This window comes from Metabacillus sp. KJ11-3 (assembly GCF_055808295.1).
Genome location: NZ_CM147865.1, coordinates 1873401 through 1893313, shown reverse-complemented (window position 1 = coordinate 1893313; position 19913 = coordinate 1873401). Strand labels below are relative to the sequence as shown.

The window sequence follows — 19913 nt, the reverse complement described above, 5'->3', positions numbered from 1 at the left end:
TATCCTTACGCTTTAACTTCAACATAATCCGGTAGAACTTGAAGCTTCTGTTCAATGTTTCTCTTTTTCATAATGAAATGTACAGCGACAACAGATAGAACAAAAAATGCAATCTGTAAAAGTTGAACTGGTGCATTAAAATGATAAAACTCAAGTCTAGCTCCTGACGAAATCAGCCAGAATAAAATGACATAATAGAGCAGGTTTCCATTTGTTGCATTGTACATATAGCTGACAAATACGTGAAAAATCATAATCTGAATCACGTATAACGGAAAAATTGCTGCCATTTCAAAAGAGGAAATTACAAAACCTGGTAATACATAAATGCCAAAAATAAGTCCTGTCAGCAGACCTGCTTTTATATTACTGTTATATTTTTTCTGAAAGTATGGCAGTAAAAAACCAATCCATCCAAGCACACCACCAAGAATACCAGCTTCTTCAAAGAGATTTTTCACAACTTCTATCACCATCTGATTAAAAGTCAATGTCTTTTCCGGCACATCAATACCAAATGCAATGGAACCATAATGAACACTCACCCAATACAAAAGAGCCATACCAATAACGATTGGGAACCAGATTAAATCCTTTTTACTAGGGATAAACTTACTAAAAAGATCTTTAATGGCTTGGAATCCACCCATTAATCCATATACGACAACACCTGCAATGGATGGAGAATATAGTGCGATCATCACCATTGGATTTGTAAATGAAGCATCTCCAAAAATATTTGCAAAGAAATCATTAAAAATCATAAATAAAGATGCAAGACCCCAGCAAAAAGCAAATGTTATGGTTAAATAAATAGTAAAATACTTATTTTTCATTATGATTCCCTCCCGTTATACGTTGATTTTTTCAGCATATTTTCTAACTTCTTCTTCCTTAAGTCCTAATGTATCTTCGAATTCAATATAAAGATTGTCACTGTCATAATTTACTGTTACAGTCATCCGCGCCAAATTATTGTCTTTATTGTTTTGCACAAAGGCTTCTCTTTCTGCGTCCGTAACAAATCCTTGGAAGTTATATAGGATAAAGTCACAATATTCTTTATCAGTGTAAAAATAATTTCCAATCAGCTCATTCAGCTTTGAATACTCTGATCTAAATCGTTCATCCCCAAGTAATGTGAGAAAATTGACGGAATGATGCCTGCACATCTCAATCACTGATTCTACATATATTTTTTCTTCATTTGCGCTTATGACTGGTACAATATCCAGGAATTCTCCTACGGTATTGTAAAAATCCTTGTCTTGATAGCTTCTTGCATAATCCAGAAATGCAAAAGGTATGGTTTCTGTTTTCTTGTAATCTCTTAAAATATCCGATACTAAATCAAATGCATACCACCAAATATCTACTTGGTCCACTTCTGATAACGGAATGACCAGTTCAACTTTTCTTTTTAACTGTGCAGCATCCTCGCTCGGAGCTTCCATTACCTTGCTGTTGAATTCGCTCCATTTTTCCAGATTAAATTTGTCTATCAATTCCGTCTCAGTCATATCTGACGGACCTTGCTTTAGCACTTCTATATATTCTTGATAGCTGCGATTAGGTTCATCCTCATCGTTACTGCCCCGACCCAATTCCTTTTCTATCCCATGTTTGATAATCTCTGCGCTCATTCCATCGAACATTAAATGGTCTGCACCCCAAATTACCACATGCTTATTTGCACTTTCTTTCAGCACACACATACGCCACAAAAGTTCATTCTCTGAATACGTTTTTAGCATGATTTCATCACTTAGTCTGCGGATGATCTTTTCCCGGACACTTTCTGCGTACATGGATATATCAGTAAATGTTAGATAATTTCCAATGACCGCTTGAATTCCATCTACTTCATATTCACACCAATTCTTTTCTCCTTTTGCTTTCACCAGAGTACTATGTAGTAGCTGATGCTTAACTATTACTTTTACAATGGCGTCTCTTATTCTATTTTCCGAAGCTAAGGTAGAGATATTTGTGATAAATCCACTGTGATCTGATCCCTTTGACATATGTCCTTTTTGAATCGGTGATAAAGGAAATATTACGCTCGGTTCAGAGGCTGTCATCATTTCTGATAAACAGTCGATACCTGCAGTGATAAACCTTACCAATCCATTAATCTGTTTATCACTCAACGTAACGTCTGTTACTTTATTGTCTGTTTCTATCAATAGAAGCTTTTCTTCCACTATTGGTTCTATGGATGCTGCTATTTTTTCTACTGTTTGATACTGGAAGATTTCATTGACTTTGATTTCCACACCCTTACTGAATAATTCCTTAACTAATGCAATGGCTTTTATTGACTGTCCGCCGCGGTGGAAGAAATTATCTTTGATACCGAAATCCTCTACATCCAATATCTTTTGCATAGCTTCAAGAATTTCACTTTCTAATGGTGTTCTAGGCTCGTCTTTTACCAAAGCTTTTTTACCTGATTCTTCGGCTTTTGGAAGTGCTTTTCGATCAACCTTTCCACTAAAATTGAGTGGAAATTCTTCTAAAAGCATGTATTTAGAAGGAATCATATATTCAGGAAGTTTACTGCTTAAAGCATTCCTTACATAGTTTTCATTATACGAATCCTTCTGACGTTCATCTTTTATCGTATAATACGCCGACATATATAACGTTCCAAGATGATCCTTATCAGCCGTAACAACAGCATTTTTGATTCCATCAATACTGTTTATTTGTCTCTCCACTTCTCCAAGCTCAACTCTGAATCCTCTCAGTTTGATTTGGAAATCCATACGACCTAAAAATACTAGTTCTCTATTACTGTTCCACATCACCCTGTCACCGGTGCAGTACACTCTTTCTCCGTCTGCTGCATCAAGTGAAATGAATTTTTCTTCCGTCAAGTCCTCTCTGTTTTGATAACCACGTCCAATTCCATCCCCGCCCAAACATAGTTCACCAGCTACATTAATCGGTACCAATTGTTTCTTTTCATCCACGACATACACCGTTGTATTGGCCAAAGGATAACCGATAGGAACGATTGACACATCATCGATTTCATCGACTGGATAATAGGTTGCAAAAACTGCTGATTCAGTTGGACCATATGCATTGATCAATTTCCCTTTTCCAATTGCGTTCACGGTCTTTTGGGCATGGGTCAATGAAAGCTGTTCTCCCGCCACGATGATTTTACGAACATTCTTTAAAGACTCTGCCTTCCAGTCAACGAGCATATGGAATAATGCAGTCGAGATACAAAAGGCACTGATTTTTTTCTTATTAATAAAATCTGCAAGTAATGGGATATCAAGAGATGTTTCTCTTGGAATGATGACAAGAGTCGCTCCATTCAGCAAAGCAGAATAAATATCAAATACCGAACAGTCAAATACATAATTGGATATTTGCATGATTCTGTCATTTTTGCCAATTTCAATATAGTTTGTATTTTTTACGACACGTACGACATTTTTATGTTTGATCAGCGTTCCTTTTGGGTTACCTGTGGAACCAGATGTATAAATCATATAAATTAGATCTTCACTATGAAAAGTTTTCGGTTTATATTCTGATTCAATTCCCGTATCATTGTCTCTATCTAGTAAATTTTCTTCATCAATCAGGAATTTCTCCATATCAGAACTTACTTTTTCTATTAGAGAATGATCTGTCACAACCACTCTGCTTTTGCTGTCTTCCAGAATATAATCCAATCTCTCCTGCGGATACTTTGGATCAATCGGAACATATACTGCACCAAGCTTCATAATGCCCAACATACTTACCATCTGCATAAACCCGCGTTCCAAAAGGATTGCCACTTTATCCTGATATCCGATATTTTTCTCTGTCAGCTTCTTCGCTAACTGGTTTGCCATGTTATTTAACTGGCTGTATGAAATCGTTTCCTCCAGCCACTCAATGGCAATGGCATCCGGATGATCTCTTACACACGTTTCAAAAAGACTTAATGCGGTTTTATCTGCTGGAAAATCAGTTGCAGTCTGATTTACCGTGTCAACAAGCCATTGCCGCTCATCTTCTGTCATCATATCAATCTCTTTAAGACTTACATTTGCATCCCCCAGCATTTGTGAAATGATATAAATTAAACGATTTCCCATTAACCTAATGGTTTCTTCCTTGTACAAGGCTTTCGAATACTCAATGTCCAAGTCAAATGTCTGATTTTTTTCTTGCAAGGTGAAGCTGATATCAAATTTGGCATCGATTTCCCCATCGTTATATGGAGCTAAAGAAAGCCCTTCAATTTCTACCTCGTCCGTACCCATATTGATATAATTAAAGAGAATATCGAATAAGGGATTTCTCGATACGTTCTTAGGAATTCCCAGTTCTTCCACCAAATGATCAAACTGACAGTCCTGGTTATCATAGCTACGCACCAGTTTTTCTTTCGTATATCGCAGATAGTCTGTTATTGTTGCATTTTCATCAAGATTACTTTTAATCGCAAGCGTATTGACAAACATTCCTACGATCGATTCCAGCTTAGCATGTCTTCTTCCAGCGATTGGCGTACCGATCACGATCTCTTTTTGGTTTGTATATTTCCATAGCAAGATATTTAGGGCGGCCATCATAAACATATAAGGAGTAATCCCCAGTTCCTTAGTAAAAGCAAGAATCCTATTATTGAGGTCATCCTCAAATGTAAAGTGAACGTTCCTGCCATCAAATCTCATAACCTCTGGTCTATCATAATCGGTATAGAGATCAAGAACGGGGATACCGCCTTCAAATTCCTTTTTCCAGTAATCCAGCTGTTTTTTCACTTTTCCACTTCGGAAAAAGTCATTCTGCCATTTGGCAAAATCTTTATACTGAATGTCCAAATGTGGTAATTCTTCCTCTTGATAAATCAAAGCAATTTCTTTTAGGAGCACATCAAGGGAGCTTTGGTCTGAAATAATATGATGCATATCCAAAACCATTACATGTTCTTCTTCGTTTATACTTATAAAGGCTACTCGTAGTAATGGTGCTTCTCCCAAGTCAAAAGCTAGAATATTTTCCTGAATGGCTTCATCCAGATTCTCTTTCTCAATCGTTTGAAATTTCACGGTGAAATCCACTTTATCTTCGATGAACTGAACCACTTCTCCGTCAATCAGATCAAATCTCGTTCTAAACGCTTCATGTCTCTGGACGAGTTTAGTAAAGCAATATTGGATTTTTTCCTTATCGATTCTACCGGTTACGTTATATACCGCGGCGAAATTATACGGAATCGCATCCTCAATCAATTCATTCACTGCATACATTCGCTTCTGAGCAGAGGATGCTTCATAATATTCCTGCACTCCCAGCTTCTCGATAATATCCTCTGATTTTTGTTTTAAATGAGCATAAATATATTTTTCCATTTTTCCTAATGTGGAATGATTAAATACTTCGGACAATGGAAAATCGACTTTCAACGTCTCCTTGATTTTAGAGGATAGCCTGATCGCACTTAGAGAATCTCCTCCATTTTCAAAGAAATCATCTGCTTTTTTAATTTCCGTCATTCCAAGTGCTTCTTCCCAGAGCTCTCTCAAAACCTCCGAAGGATCACGCACTTCTTCTTCATTCCCGGGCACAGATTCTGTCAGCTTGTGTTCAGAGGAGAAATTTCGTCCTCCAAATAAAACGTCGCTGTCAAATTCCTTTTTATCGAATACATATGTAGGCAATACAACTCTTTTTAATGAAGTTTCTGCATTAACCCTGTTCCAATCAATCGTTAAACCTCTGCACCATAATTTTCCAATAAGATGATATACATTGTTACTAAATTCCTCAGCAGGGTTTTCAATCAGACAGATTACATTTTCCGGACTGACATCAGGCATACAGCGTTTTGTAATCCTATTTTCCAGTTTAGAGCTTCCAAGCTTAATGACTAATGCTTCATCAATATGCTGTTTTGCTTTTTTACCAGCTTTTCTAATAACCGGTATTTGTTTGTTTCTTACATCGTATTTTTCATACACTTCTTCGTAACTGGAAAGCTGGCCATATTTTCGAATGATATCGAGGGCATCTTTCATACTTACCGCACCTGCAGATACATAAGCTCCAAGCTCCGCAATTCCTTCTCCTGCCAAAGCAGTAGGCCGAATACCAAGATCCAACATCATCTTCACGCTGGCATAACCACTGATAAATGCTCTGTAACAGCTATCTTCTTGACCTGACCTAATTTTTTCTGCCGTTTTGATCGGGAGCATTTCTAAAACTTGTGCTACTGCACGTTCATAGCTTTTTATTACAGGATAATGACTGCCCTCTGTCTCCTCTTTCTTCCAGATCTCATTAACATCCAGTACACCGGGTAGTACCAAAACAAGATTCTGTTTACCTTTTCCAGCTCCGACAGTGCCAGAGCAGACATGGAAGGTATCAACTTCCATGTCATTTCTGCGGGCAACAATTGCTTTTCTATAGTCAAAAACTCTTCTTCCTTTTTGAAGGGTCCAGGAGGCATCCGCTAGATCGACCTCATTATGCTCATTTAAATAACGGATAACCTTTGAAGAGGTATTATCTAATGCCTCCGTGCTTTTAGCTGAGAAAGGTAAAATATATGATAGCCTCTCTTTTCGCATGTTTTTTCTTACCTCCTTATTTTGGTGCCTCTTCTAAGACAACATGTGCATTGGTTCCACCGATACCAAAGGAGCTTACTGCTGCTCTCAGTTTTCCATGATAATTTTTCAGATTCTTCACTTCTGTATTGATATAAAATGGACTGTTAGCGAGATCCAGCTTTTCATTTGGCTGATTGAAATGAATCAACGGTGGTACTTCTTTTTTATCCAGCACCAAAACGGTTTTGATAAATCCTGCCACTCCAGCTGCAGCATCAAGATGTCCGATATTTGCTTTTACGGCACCAAGTGCACAGTATCCATTTTTATACGTCCCCCATGCCTGCTTCAACGCTTCTACTTCAATCGGATCCCCCAAGGAAGTCCCGGTACCATGTGATTCCACATAATTGATATCCTCTGGGGCAATTTTAGATTTATCTAACGCCGATTTGATGACGTCACATTGTCCTTTAATACTTGGTGCAGTATAGCCAATCTTATCGATTCCATCATTGTTTACCGCAGAGCCTTTAATGACGGCATAGATATGGTCATGATCTTCTAACGCCTTCTTCAAAGGCTTGAGTAGCACAACGCCACATCCATTTCCTGGAACAGTACCTGTCGAGTCGTTTGAAAATGGTCGGCAGTGCCCATCTTTGGAAAATATCATTCCTTCATGCCACAAATATCCTTCTTTTCTTGGATAGGAAATCGATACCCCCCGGCAACAGCCATATCTGCTTCTCCATTAATGACGACTTTTGCTGCTTCGTGTATCGCAACAAGAGAAGTGGAGCATGCCGTTTGAATATTCATACTTGATCCTTTTAAATTCAACTTATAGGCAATCCTTGTTGTAAGGAAATCTTTTTCGTTATAAGTTATTGCTTCAAAGGCATCGATGATATCATCCTGACTATTGCCGAATTTCGACATCCATAAGAGGTTTGAGCCACTTCCAGCGAACATAGCAATTTTGCCGTCATATTCAAAGGAGTTATAACCTGCATGTTCCAATACTTCATACGTACACTGATGCATTAAACGAATCTGCGGGTCCATCATCTGCGCTTCCTTATCCGAATAATCAAATAAATCAGAATCGAAATATTCAACACCATCTAAATAGCCTTTAGCCCTTACATAGTTTTCTTTTTCCACTATTTCTTTCGGAATTCCGCTATTTGAAAGCTCTTCATCATCAAAGAAACGTATACTTTCTTTACCATCCATCAGATTTTGCCAGAATTCTTCGAGGTTTTCTGCATCCGGAAATCGACATGTCATTCCAATTACGGCTACATCTTCCTTCCGAATTTCTCCTGTTTCTTTCTGGATAGCTGCTTCTACTGCATTCTCAAGCTCCTCATCAAAGTCGTCATCATCAAAATAATCATGATCAAATCCAGACTCAACAGCAGATGTGTCGGTATGGCTGTCGTCATTAATACCATTTTCCTGTGCAAATGCCATAACGAAGCTTTCAATCGTTGGGTATTCAAATAGTTTCATAATAGGAATTGTCAGTCCTAATTCACTGTTTATCTTGTTATTGACCATCATCAATGCAAATGAGTTGCCGCCTGCATCAAAGAAATTATCATGGACTCCGATCATGTCTTTTTGTAATACCTCTTTCCAGATATTCAGAATGTCTCGTTCGAGTCCTGATTTTGACTGCACCTTAGCCTCAACTGCTATCTTCGCTTCTGGAATAACTAATGCTTTCTTGTTAATCTTTCCATTCGGCAGGGTCGGCATCTTATCAAGTAGGATGTATTCACCTGGAATCATGTATTGCGGCAGTCTTGACTTTAACCATTCTTTTAGCCATTGACTGTCCTGCTTCAGTTGTGTGGATCCCTTTTCCTTCAGACAGTAAAACAATCCCAAGTTTTTGGTATCGTCTGCACCTTCATACACTTTGACTACTGCAATATCTACATCTTGATGCTCTAGGGCAGCTCTTTCAATTTCACCAATCTCAATCCGATATCCTCTGATTTTAATCTGGTTATCCAGTCTTCCAGAGATTTCAACCTCGCCATTTGCAATCATCCTGCCTCTATCGCCCGTTTTATAAAGTTTGATCCCTTGTATATCTTCTACCATGGTAAACTTCTTTTCCGTTTCAAGCCTGTCATTGTAATATCCCCTTGCAAGTCCAGCTCCGGCAATACAGATTTCTCCATAAACACCATATGGCTGTAGCTGATTTTCTCCATTAAGGATAAAAATCTGTGTATTGGCAATTGGCTTTCCAATACTAATAGAATCCGATTTAGTCAGTTCTTTTGAAGTGGACCAAATGGTTGTTTCTGTAGGCCCATACATGTTATAGATGCGTGCTCCGGTTAGTGTTCTGATATCGTGAAGCAACTGAATCGGAAAATTTTCTCCACCGCTTAACACACATTTTAATTGCTTTAATGCCGGTGCAAACAACGGATTATCTACAAATGCTTTGATTCTCGATACCGTACTTAGGATATGTGTAACATCATATTGGACAATCTTCTTTGCAGCCTGTGCCGCATCCAGCTGTTCAGTTTCATCTGCCATGTATATGGAATGTCCGGTACACAACGGCACGATCGATTCGAATGCAAAGATGTCAAAAGATAATGTTGTTATACATATAACTCTGTCTTCTTCATTTTTAAATATTTGTCGATTCATACAATCATGGACAAAGTTAACGACAGATGCATGATTGACCATTACCCCTTTAGGTTTTCCGGTTGAACCGGAAGTATATAAAACATAGGCAAGGGAATCTGCCTCACATGACGTTTCAGGATTTCTCACATATCGTTCATCCTCTATTAATGCTGCACAGTCGATGCAAACCCCATCATATTCCAAGTTTTCTCTGTATTCCTTATCGACAAGCATCGCTTTTGGTCTGCTTGTCCCAATCATATGATCAATTCTTTCTTTTGGAAAATGAGAGTCAATTGGTACATATGCTGCTCCTGCCTTTAAAATCCCCAGCATTCCAACTATCAGATATTCATCTCTTTTTGTCATGATTCCAATCAAATCTTCTTGTCCAACATGTAAAGAACGTAACGTATGTGCGATCATATTTGCCTTTTGATTCAAGTCGTTGTAGGTAAATACTCTTCCATCCGAGGTAATCAAAGCTGTTTTATCCGGGTGTTTTTCTACATTTCCCTCAAACATTTCATGAAGCGTAACATCCTTCTTTCGTGCAAGCATTGTATCCTCAAACTGTCTGTAGATTAGCTCTCTTTCTGATCGTGAAAGGATATTAATCGTGCCGATCGTTTTTTCACAATCATCTAGGATACTCTCAAGAATGGTTTTGTAATTACTGAGCATTCTCTCAACCGTATCTCGGTTAAATAAATCAGTTGCATAATCAATAAAACAATCAATTTCTTTTGTTTCTCTCTGCTGCTGGCATGTTAAGACCAAATCATAGGCAGAAGTCTGTGTATCAAAATGAAATGGCTTAATTTTCATCCCTTCAATATCAAGGTCATACGTCGTCATATTTTGGTAATCAAAACATACATCAAATAGTGCATTGCGGCTAAGAGCACGGTTTATATCCAGCTGTTCAATCAAATGATCAAACTGAAAGTCCTGATTCTTAAGCGCTAGAACCGTATTTTCCTTTACTTCCTGGAAGAAATCGATAAATTTCTTGCTTGCTGCCGGCTTATTTCTCATGGCAAGCATATTGACAAACATCCCCATCGTATCTGCAACTTCGGCAGTCACTCTACCTGCTACCGGTGAGCCAACTACAATATCTTCCTGACCGGAATATCTTGCTAGCAGCACATACCATGCACTTAATAAGGTCATATACATCGTCGCACCCTTATTTTGTGCAAACTGTTCCAATCTGCTTGCAAGCTCACTGTCAATGGAAAAATACATTCTTTCTCCTGCGAAAGTCTTAATGGCAGGTCTTTCCTTATCTAGTGGGAGCTCCAGCACCGGAATATCATCTTTAAAAATACCAGTCCAGTAGTCTTTTAAATCTTTCACTTTCTCTGATGCCAGATACTGGTTCTGCCATTCTGCATAATCTTTATACTGTACTGCCAACGGTTCCAGTGAGGATACATATAAGTCATTAAAATCTCTTGTCAGGATTTCCACAGAGCTGCCATCCGCGATAATATGATGTACATCAAATAAAAGAATTGATTTGTCATCAGAAACAGTTACGAGCTTTAGTCTGCATAAAGGAGCTTTGGATAAATCAAATGGCCTCACAAAATCCTCAATTAACGCATTCATCTGCTCATCTGTTTCAATGTGCTGCTCTGTAAAACTCAATTCCATCTCAACATGATCTGCAACCATCTGTACCACTTTGTTCTCTCTTATTTCAAAAGAAGTCCTTAGTGATTCATGTCGCATCAACAGCTTCTCAGCAACTTCCCTTACCTTCTCCTCATTCAGTTTCCCTTCAATAACAGTTGCAGAAGGAAGATTGTAAGCAGTACTCGCTTGATCAAGCAGGTACAAACTGTACATCCGCTTTTGTGCAGAGGACGTATTGTAGTAAGATGCTTTTGCTACTGGTACAATTTTTTGCTTATCTGTAGAACTGTTGGTTAGAGTCTTCATAAATGCATTCAATTTCTTCGGTGTGGTATATTTAAAGATCTCTGATACGGCAACGTTTATTCCAGTTTTACTTTCGATTTCAGTAGACAGACTTACCGCTTTTAACGAGTCTCCGCCGAGCTCGAAGAAATCCTCGTCTTTCAAAACCTCTTCAAATCCTAGAACAGACTTATATGCATCAATAATGTTATCCTCAAGGGATACTGCTTTCTCAAGCGTTACTGCTGCTTGTTCCGAAACTTCTAAGACTTTCTCCAAATCCTTTTGAGTTCCTGCGTTTTCTCCATTCAGGGAAATCTTAATCGGATATGGTTTTTTCTCAAAATGATAGACTGGAAGTGAAATTCTGTTTTTCACCTTGTCCCCCATCATTTTTTTCCAGTCAAGTTCGATTCCTGCACACCATGCAATCCCCAGCTTTGCATAGGCAAATTCCAAATCGTTGTCTTTTTCGACTGGATGTCGAATAATATTCAGGAATGTCTGACCTTTTTTTCTGTCTTTATGCTGAAGTGCAAAGGTACATAAGGATCTTCCTGCGCCTACCTCGATAAATACAGCATTCTCTTCATCCAGGATTACTTCAAGATTCTTGTCAAATTGCACTGGATGAATAATATGTTCTGCCCAATATGTTGCGGTATTCATTTCATTCTCTTCCACCCACGTCCCGGTCACATTCGAAACAATCGGAACAGATGGATTATTCATGTTCAATTCTTTCAGAAATTCTCCAAATTCGATTGCAGCATCCTGCATCATATAGGTATGAAAGGCATGAGAGGTTTTAAGTACTGTCGCCTTGAATCCTTTTTCTGTCACGATTTTTTTAAACTCTTCAATCTTTTCTTTTGTTCCTCCAACGACACAACGATCGGAAGTATTGTTAAGTGCTAGAGATACTCCATCAATCAGCATCTTTTTCACTTCGTCTGCACTTTTCATAACAGCAAGCATCACACCGGATTTCTGTTTCTGCATGATATCTCCACGGGCTCTGACAATTTTTACGGCATCTTTAAGACTCCATACGCCAGCAACTGCAGCCGCTGTTACCTCCCCAATACTGTGTCCGATAAAGGCTTGCGGCTTCACACCAAGTTCTATCAAAATACTAGAAAGGGCATATTCTGTTACAAATAATGCAAACTGGCTGTATCTTGTCTGATTAATCAGAGCCGGATCTGCATTTCCATAGATGACTTCAAAAAATTCCATTTGTTCCTCTTCACTTAAATAGCCCAATATCTCATCTACATAGTCACGATATCGATTTCCAATAAAACTGTCCGTTGCCTCGTATAAATCTCTGCCAATGCCTTGATACTGGCTTCCCTGACCAGAAAACATAAAGTATACGTTCTTAACTTCGTTAGCTTTCTTTGTTTCGCTCTCAAGAATATCTTCGATAAGCACATCCACATCGACATCTCTTCCAAAATCCTCATTAATGACAACGGCTTTTCTATAGTTGAAATGCTTTCTCCCTGCCATCAATGTCCAAGCTGCATCGGAACGATTGATTGTTTCAGCAGAGGCAATGTACTCAAGCGTTGATTTGATATTCTTATTCAAGGCATTTTCCGTTTTTGCAGAGAAAAGCAAAAGATTTGTTTTTTCTGGATCACTGCTGTTTCTTACGACTGGAGCTTCTTCCAATACCATATGTGCATTGGTTCCACCAACCCCAAACGAGTTGATTCCTGCCCGACGTGGAAGATTATTTTCGTTTTCCCACTGTATTCCGTGACTATTCACGACAAATGGAATCTCATCAAAATGGATTTTAGGGTTTGGAGCCTTATAATTCACGGTTCCAGGGATATATTTATTCTTTAAGCTCATTGCGACTTTTATCAGTCCAGTTACCCCTGCAGCTGTATCTGTATGTCCGACGTTTCCTTTTACAGAGCCTAAGACACAATAGCCTTTCTTATCTGTTGCAAATGCTTTGGTCAGTGATTCGACCTCAATAGGATCTCCCAATGCCGTTCCAGTACCATGTGCTTCGATATAGCCCACAGTTTCCGGATCAATTTCTGCTCGTCTATAGGCTTCTCTGATTACTTCTGCTTGTCCATCTACACTTGGTGCAGTAAAACCAGCCTTCTGGCTTCCATCATTATTGACTGCAGAACCTTTAATCACAGCGTAGATTTGGTCTCCCGCTTCTAGAGCATCTTCTAGTCTCTTCAGCACAACGATTCCCATTCCGTTTGAAAAAACCGTCCCTTTTGCTTCTGCATCAAATGGGCGACAATGGCCATCCGGTGAAAACATCATTCCATCCTGATACATATAACCGCCATCATTTGGCAGCTCAACTGTCACACCACCTGCAATCGCAATATCACATTCACCCAGCATCAGAGACTGGCCTGCGAGATGAGTCGTTACTAGTGTCGTAGAACATCCTGTAAGAGAAGAGAATACAGGTCCTTTGATATTAAACTTGTAAGCTAGTCTTGTAGCAAGGAAATGATTGGTACTCATGGTAAATGCCTGATACATATCACTGTAATTTCGAGCGTTCCCCAGCGCTTCGTTATACCACGCAAAATCATCTGAACCGCCAATAAAGATACCCATTTTTTCCTCTGTCGAGCCAGGATAATATCCTGCATCCTCCAGTGCCTCCCATGTCCCTTTATACAAAAGTCTTAACTGTGGAGACATGTGGTTTACTTCACTTGGTGTATATTCGAAAAATTCTGAATCAAAATATTCTATATCATCCACACGGCCTTTAGCTTTTACATAATTACTGTTTTGAATGTCTTCTTCGCTAACTCCGAGATTTCGCAATTCCTCATCATTGTAAAAATAGATGCTTTCTTTTTCATTTTTCAGGTTGTTCCAAAACTCATTAATGCTTGTGGCACCTGGAACATCAATAGACATGCCAATGATGGCAATATCTGAGTTAACCGCTTTTCTCTTTCTCTGAAAATATTTCTTTCTGTCTTTAATCGTCACTTTTTCATTTTTCATTAGATGCTCAGCCAAAAGCCGTATCGTCGGCAATTGGAATAAAACAGTTATGGAAAATTCCCGATCAAGTTCTTGTTTTAACTTGTTATGTACGAGAATGGAAGCCATGGAATGTCCGCCGATTTCAAAGAAATGATCATCAATTCCCACCTGGTCAATTCCTAATACATCTTTCCAGACTCCAGCAATGATGTTCTCCAGATCAGATACCGGTATTTGATCCTTTTTAACGGATTGATTTTTATATGTTGTATCTGCAATCAGGACTTTCCTGTCTATTTTTCCACTGCTGTTAACCGGAAGTTCCTTCATGAGAACAAAGTAGGATGGGATCATATAAGCAGGTACATGACTGCTTAAAAATTCTCTTAAATCTGACGCCGGTATTTCGTTTGGAGCAAGATAATAAGCACACATGAGTGGCAGCTGATTAGTTGACTGCTTTGTCACCACGACAGCTTTTACAATACCATCATACTGTGCCAGAGCATTTTCAATCTCACCCAGTTCTATACGTAATCCGCTGATTTTAACCTGAAAATCCATTCTTCCCATAAATTCAATACTTCCATCTGGAAGGAATCTGGCCAAGTCCCCTGTTTTATACATTTTCTTAAACCAGACCGGATCTTTATTTTCATCATAGAATGGATTATCACAGAATTTTTCGTTCGTAAGCTCTTCTTTATTCAAATATCCACGTGCCAGACCTACTCCGCTCAAAACTAGCTCTCCCGGCACTCCAATCATCTGCATTTGATGGTTTTCATCTACTACAAACCATCTGATTTCGTTTAAAGGATGTCCTATCGATACATTCGAAACATCTTCATATCCTTTAATTGAATAGTGTGATGCCCACATCGTACATTCTGTCGGACCGTATACATTTTCAAGCTTTACATCCAAACCGATTTGGAAGAATTTCTCGATAATATCAGGTGTTACGGCTTCGCCTCCGACAAAAACCCATTTTAACGAGTTTAATTTTTCCACATTCTTTTTCTCGTTAAATAACTCTAAGAACAAACGGAATATCGTTGGGACAAAATTAATATGTGTAACATGATATTTCTCTATATAATCCAATATCAGTTCGGGGTTCTTCTCGCCGTCATGCTCCAAGATGCACAAAGCACCTTTTCCCATAAACCAGCCAAACAGCTCTGTTCCCGAAATATCAAAGGAAAATGGAGTTTTATATAGATATACATCTCCCTCTTCAACAGGGAAACGTCTTTCCAAATCCATTGTCGTATTTACGACACTATGGTTTTCAACCATAACTCCTTTTGGCTCTCCAGTTGAACCGGAAGTATACTCGATGTACGCCAGGTCATATGGATTCAATTGAATGACCGGATTGCTGTCATCTCCTGTATATACATCACTGTCATCTACAAAGATAATTTGTTTATCTTCACAGAATTCATATTCCAGGTCTTTTGTTGTTATAAAAATGGAGATATCTGCATCCTTAAAAATATATTGTTTTCTTGATTCAGGATAATAGCTTTCAATTGGAACATACGCACATCCTGCTTTCAAAATCCCTAATATGGTAAGTACCATTTCTTTCGAACGCTTCAGCTGTACCCCGATTACTTCATTCTCTTTTCGCTTATGCTGCAAAATTTGGTGTGCAAGCTGGTTTGCATGTTTGTCGACTTCCTCATACGTCATGCTGCCACCCTCATAAATTAGTGCAGTATGATCCTTATACCTGATGACTCGTTCCTGGAAAATCTCCATAATATGCAACGGCTTATATTCAAAAAAGGAGGTTTGATTGAAATCGTCTAAGATTTTTTCTTTTTCCTTTTCCAAAAACAGATCGATGTCCTTCACAAGCACTTCAGAATGATTTGTTACAGCCTCTAACATTTTGATAAAACGTTTGCCGAGCATGTCAATCATTTCTTCTGCATAGATGTCAGACTTATACTGAATCTTAATCATGTCTCCATCAGGCATTTTATTAAGAATGACCATCATATTGCCAGGAAACGTAATCATGTCCATTTCAAATGTCTCACACTCTATGCCTTCCCATTCCGGCTGACTAAATCTGTCATAGACAAAGGAGATATCAAATATGGACTGCATCCCGGTATATACACTTGATGTAGATTCACGGGCAATTAAATTATTTGGATATCCAATATTTTTATAAGCTCCGATCATTTCCTCATACATTCCACTAATAACTTCTTTAAATGGTTTGTTCTCATCAATCCTTACTTTTAATGGAAGTGTATAAATAAAGCAACCTATTGATTCTTCATAATCAAAGCCCGGTCTGTGCGTGAACGGACTAGAAATGACAACATTCTCTTCCTTACAATACCTTCCCATAAGCGCACTAAATGCAGATAGGCAGAAAATAAATGGTGTGACTTCTTCTTGCTGAGATTTTTTTTCGATTCTATTCATAAGGTTTTTGGAAATAGGGAAAGTTTTCTCTTTCCCCTCTCCATAATTATCCTGTGCACTGGAGAAGTCCTTTGGAAAATCCAGAGCTTGCACATCACTTACCTTTTCTTTCCAATATTCTTTTTGTTGTTCATAGCTTCCATCTGCTAACTTCTTATTTTCTGCTTCAACGAACTTTAAAAATCCATCATCTACATTTACTTCTATTGTTTCATCCTTAAGGAACCTTGAATAATAGGAAAATAATTTATGAATGAAAATATCCAGGGAGACTCCGTCTGAAATAATGTGATGAAGAATCATCACAAGAACCCCTTCATCTTTCCCATTCTCAATCAGAGACACTCTAAAAAGTGGTGCCTTTGATAAATCAAATTCATACCCAATTTCTTCTTTGACCATCTCATCTATATTCTGTTTTATATTCCATTCCTTAGGAGCATCATAATAATGAATAGTAGTGTCTACTTGTTCATTAACAACCATTGCTACACTGCCGTCTGATAATTCAATATGGCTGCGCAGTGCTGCCTGTTCTTCTACCAGCATGTTTAATGCCTGTTCTAACTTCTCATGATCTAATTGATTTTTCATTTTTATAGCTGCTGAGATATTATAAATATTTTTCCCGCCTGTCTGGCATTCAAAATAGATTCCTTTTTGAATCTCTGACAATTCTATCTTTTTTCCTTGCATATTACACAGCACTCCTAAAATGGATTTTTTGTCGTTTAGGAATTAACAAAAACCTTTTACTGTGGATAAGCGCGCGATATCCAGCTCAGCCGATTACCCATAGTCCAATATTGATGGATAAGACGGTTAAAAAGGCTTGATATGCAATATCCATAATGATATTTCCTATGCTGTCTGCATCTGCTTTTTTATTCATTTTCATAACATTCCAGTGTGACCAAAGGCCGCTGATTCCGTATATATACATACCAACGATCGTTCCTAACCAGAACCCTTCCTGGAACCAGATACACATTACGCCCATGACTCCAAGTCCCAGTTGTGAAAAGCCATATTTAATCTGAAAAGGGCCACCCGGCCAGCCGATCATCTTTGCATTTTGCTTGGCAAAAATCATGTTACTTAGTAATCCTGTAATGCCTAAAATTCCAAATGTAACAACAAACTGATGAAGTAAAAGAACATAGCTAATCTGTGCAGGATCTGATGGAAATCCCTTAAAATATAAATCTACAACTGCAGTAATAATACCTAATGCCCAAAATGCTAAAAAAATCATATTTTTCTCTCCTTAACTAGTATGTTATATAAATTATTACTCTTTGAATTCAGACCTGATTTAACTAAAAAAGCCTGCTTCCTTCATTTCGTAAATCGTCCTCTTCACAGCATCTATTACATAATCCACATCTTCTTTGGAATGCTCTGTAGATAGGAAGCAGTTACGCCCCTCCCAGATATAAATCCCTTTTTCCAGCAAACCATAATAGAAAATTTCTTTATCCAAATTAACCGTAAATCGAAATAGCGAACCAAACTGATTAATATGGATATCCACCTTCTCACTGTCAAAAAATTGATTTAATTCATAGACAAATTCAGTGGCTTTCTGATTGAGAGATTCATAGATATGGTCCTTATTTTCCTTAATATATTCCAGCACGGCATTGGTAGAGGCCATCGCCATTGGATGGTGACAAAATGTTCCAGCGACAAAGGTTCTCTTGTCATCATTAGGAGGTACAGAATCATCACCAAAGTTCCACATTCCTCCATCAATACTGTCTAAAAACCTGCTCTTACCGGCTAACACGCCGATTGGCATACCGCCGCCAATCACTTTTCCGTAAGTCACGATATCTGCTTCCACGTCAAAGTATTCCTGAGCTCCGCCTGAGGCAATTCGAAAACCGGTGATAATTTCATCAAAAATTAAGGCAATATCATTTTCCTCAGTTACCTTTCTCAATTTTTGAAGGAACTCTTTTGGTTGAACATCAGGCCTTCTGCTCTGTACTGGCTCCGTTAAAACGGCTGCAATGATATCACTATGTTCTTCGATGTATTTTAGAGAATCCTCTGAAGCATAATCTAACAGGATTAAATCTTTTACTGCATGATCCGTAATCCCTGGTACTAAGGAAGTCGTTGCATGATCTGGATCATCCGAATAAGTTGGTGTCCCTAAAAATCCATCATAGGTTCCATGAAAAGCACCTGTGAAACACACAACTTTATTTTTCTTTGTAACAGCTCTTGCCACTCTGACTGCAAACATATCTGCTTCAGTTCCTGAATTACAGAAGAAAACTCTTTCGACTCCCGTTAAATCGGAAATATTCTTTGCTACCTGGCCGGTAAGTCTCCCCATTGGTCCAAGCGGCATTCCTTTTTCAACCTCAACGCTTAACGCATCTCGGACAAATTCCGGACTGTGTCCAAACATCAACACACCAAAACCCATTGTAAGATCAATCATTTCATTCCCATCGATATCCATAATCTTAGAGCCTTTTCCTTCATCTGCAATAATCTGGTACAGCATTTCTTTGTATAAAGGTCTAAATCCTGCGGAGTTTCTGTTGCTTGCATAAACATTTCTGTAGTGTTGGGTTCTGTCCTTCGATCTTTGTGTTAATGCATTCACCCGTTTCTCAATATTTTTAATATAGGTTAACTGTAGATCATCTACTTCATTCGCATGGTTGAACTCATATTTTTGGTATGGCTTGTAATAATCCCCGGACTTATTCGGGGCTGTTTTCTTCCCTTTGTCCTGCCCTTTTTGATTCTGAGCTGTCTTTTTCTTTCCTGTGGATGAACCAGAACCAGCCATCACCTTTAATATTTCATTTTGTTTCGTTATAATTTCATACTGACTGTTAAATACCTCAACAAGCATCCCAATATCCATTTTCTGACCACTGTGTAACGGCTTGTCCTCTGTATTGTTATCAGTCGTAAATATATCTTCCGAAAATAAATCGACGTCATATGTCTCGTTTGTTTCTTCCAGTGTTTCTTCTTCGTGTATTTCCTCTTCCTGAACGTCTTCAACAACACCATTATCTGCTATGTATTCTGCAATTATTTGCAAAGTATTTAGTGTTGTAAAAAATACATCTAATGGAATTTCCACCTTGTACTTTGAATGTAGCTGTTTTGCCAAGGTCAAAAGCAGGATGGAATCCAGTCCATAGGAAATAAGTTTTCTGTTTTCATCCATATCTTCTTTTTCCATGCCTGATATCATGTGAACAATGTCTTTTAATTCTTCTACAACTTGTAATACCGTTTTTTCATCTACTGCTGTTTTCATAA

The 19913-nt window shown here is 38.3% G+C and carries 5 protein-coding genes and 1 pseudogene; all 6 read right to left on the bottom strand.

The features are described from left to right. Window positions 1-5: 5 nt before the first annotated feature. The 6 genes and pseudogenes from AC0L8O_RS09730 to AC0L8O_RS09705 all read right to left on the bottom strand — a co-directional run bounded on the left by AC0L8O_RS09730 (window position 6) and on the right by AC0L8O_RS09705 (window position 19911). The gene (locus tag AC0L8O_RS09730; RefSeq protein WP_473447687.1) at window positions 6-836 is read right to left on the bottom strand and encodes a hypothetical protein; all 831 of its coding nucleotides are present in this window, start codon (window positions 834-836) and stop codon (window positions 6-8) included. 15 nt (window positions 837-851) lie between these two features. Beyond that, on the bottom strand, window positions 852-6593 hold the full coding sequence (locus AC0L8O_RS09725) for an amino acid adenylation domain-containing protein (protein ID WP_473447685.1): 5742 nt from the start codon (window positions 6591-6593) through the stop codon (window positions 852-854). A 16-nt stretch (window positions 6594-6609) separates the two neighbouring features. Then, a complete protein-coding gene (locus AC0L8O_RS09720) occupies window positions 6610-6714 on the bottom strand; it encodes a ketoacyl-synthetase C-terminal extension domain-containing protein (RefSeq protein ID WP_473448805.1) in 105 nt (34 codons plus the stop codon). A gap of 117 nt (window positions 6715-6831) precedes the next feature. After that, window positions 6832-17312, bottom strand: a pseudogene (locus AC0L8O_RS09715) (amino acid adenylation domain-containing protein); the annotation flags it as partial. 85 nt (window positions 17313-17397) lie between these two features. Further along, window positions 17398-17871: a DUF6790 family protein gene (locus AC0L8O_RS09710; protein WP_473447683.1), complete on the bottom strand. Its 474-nt coding sequence runs from the start codon at window positions 17869-17871 to the stop codon at window positions 17398-17400. 60 nt (window positions 17872-17931) lie between these two features. Continuing rightward, a complete protein-coding gene (locus AC0L8O_RS09705) occupies window positions 17932-19911 on the bottom strand; it encodes an aminotransferase class III-fold pyridoxal phosphate-dependent enzyme (RefSeq protein ID WP_473447681.1) in 1980 nt (659 codons plus the stop codon). Window positions 19912-19913 lie beyond the last annotated feature (2 nt).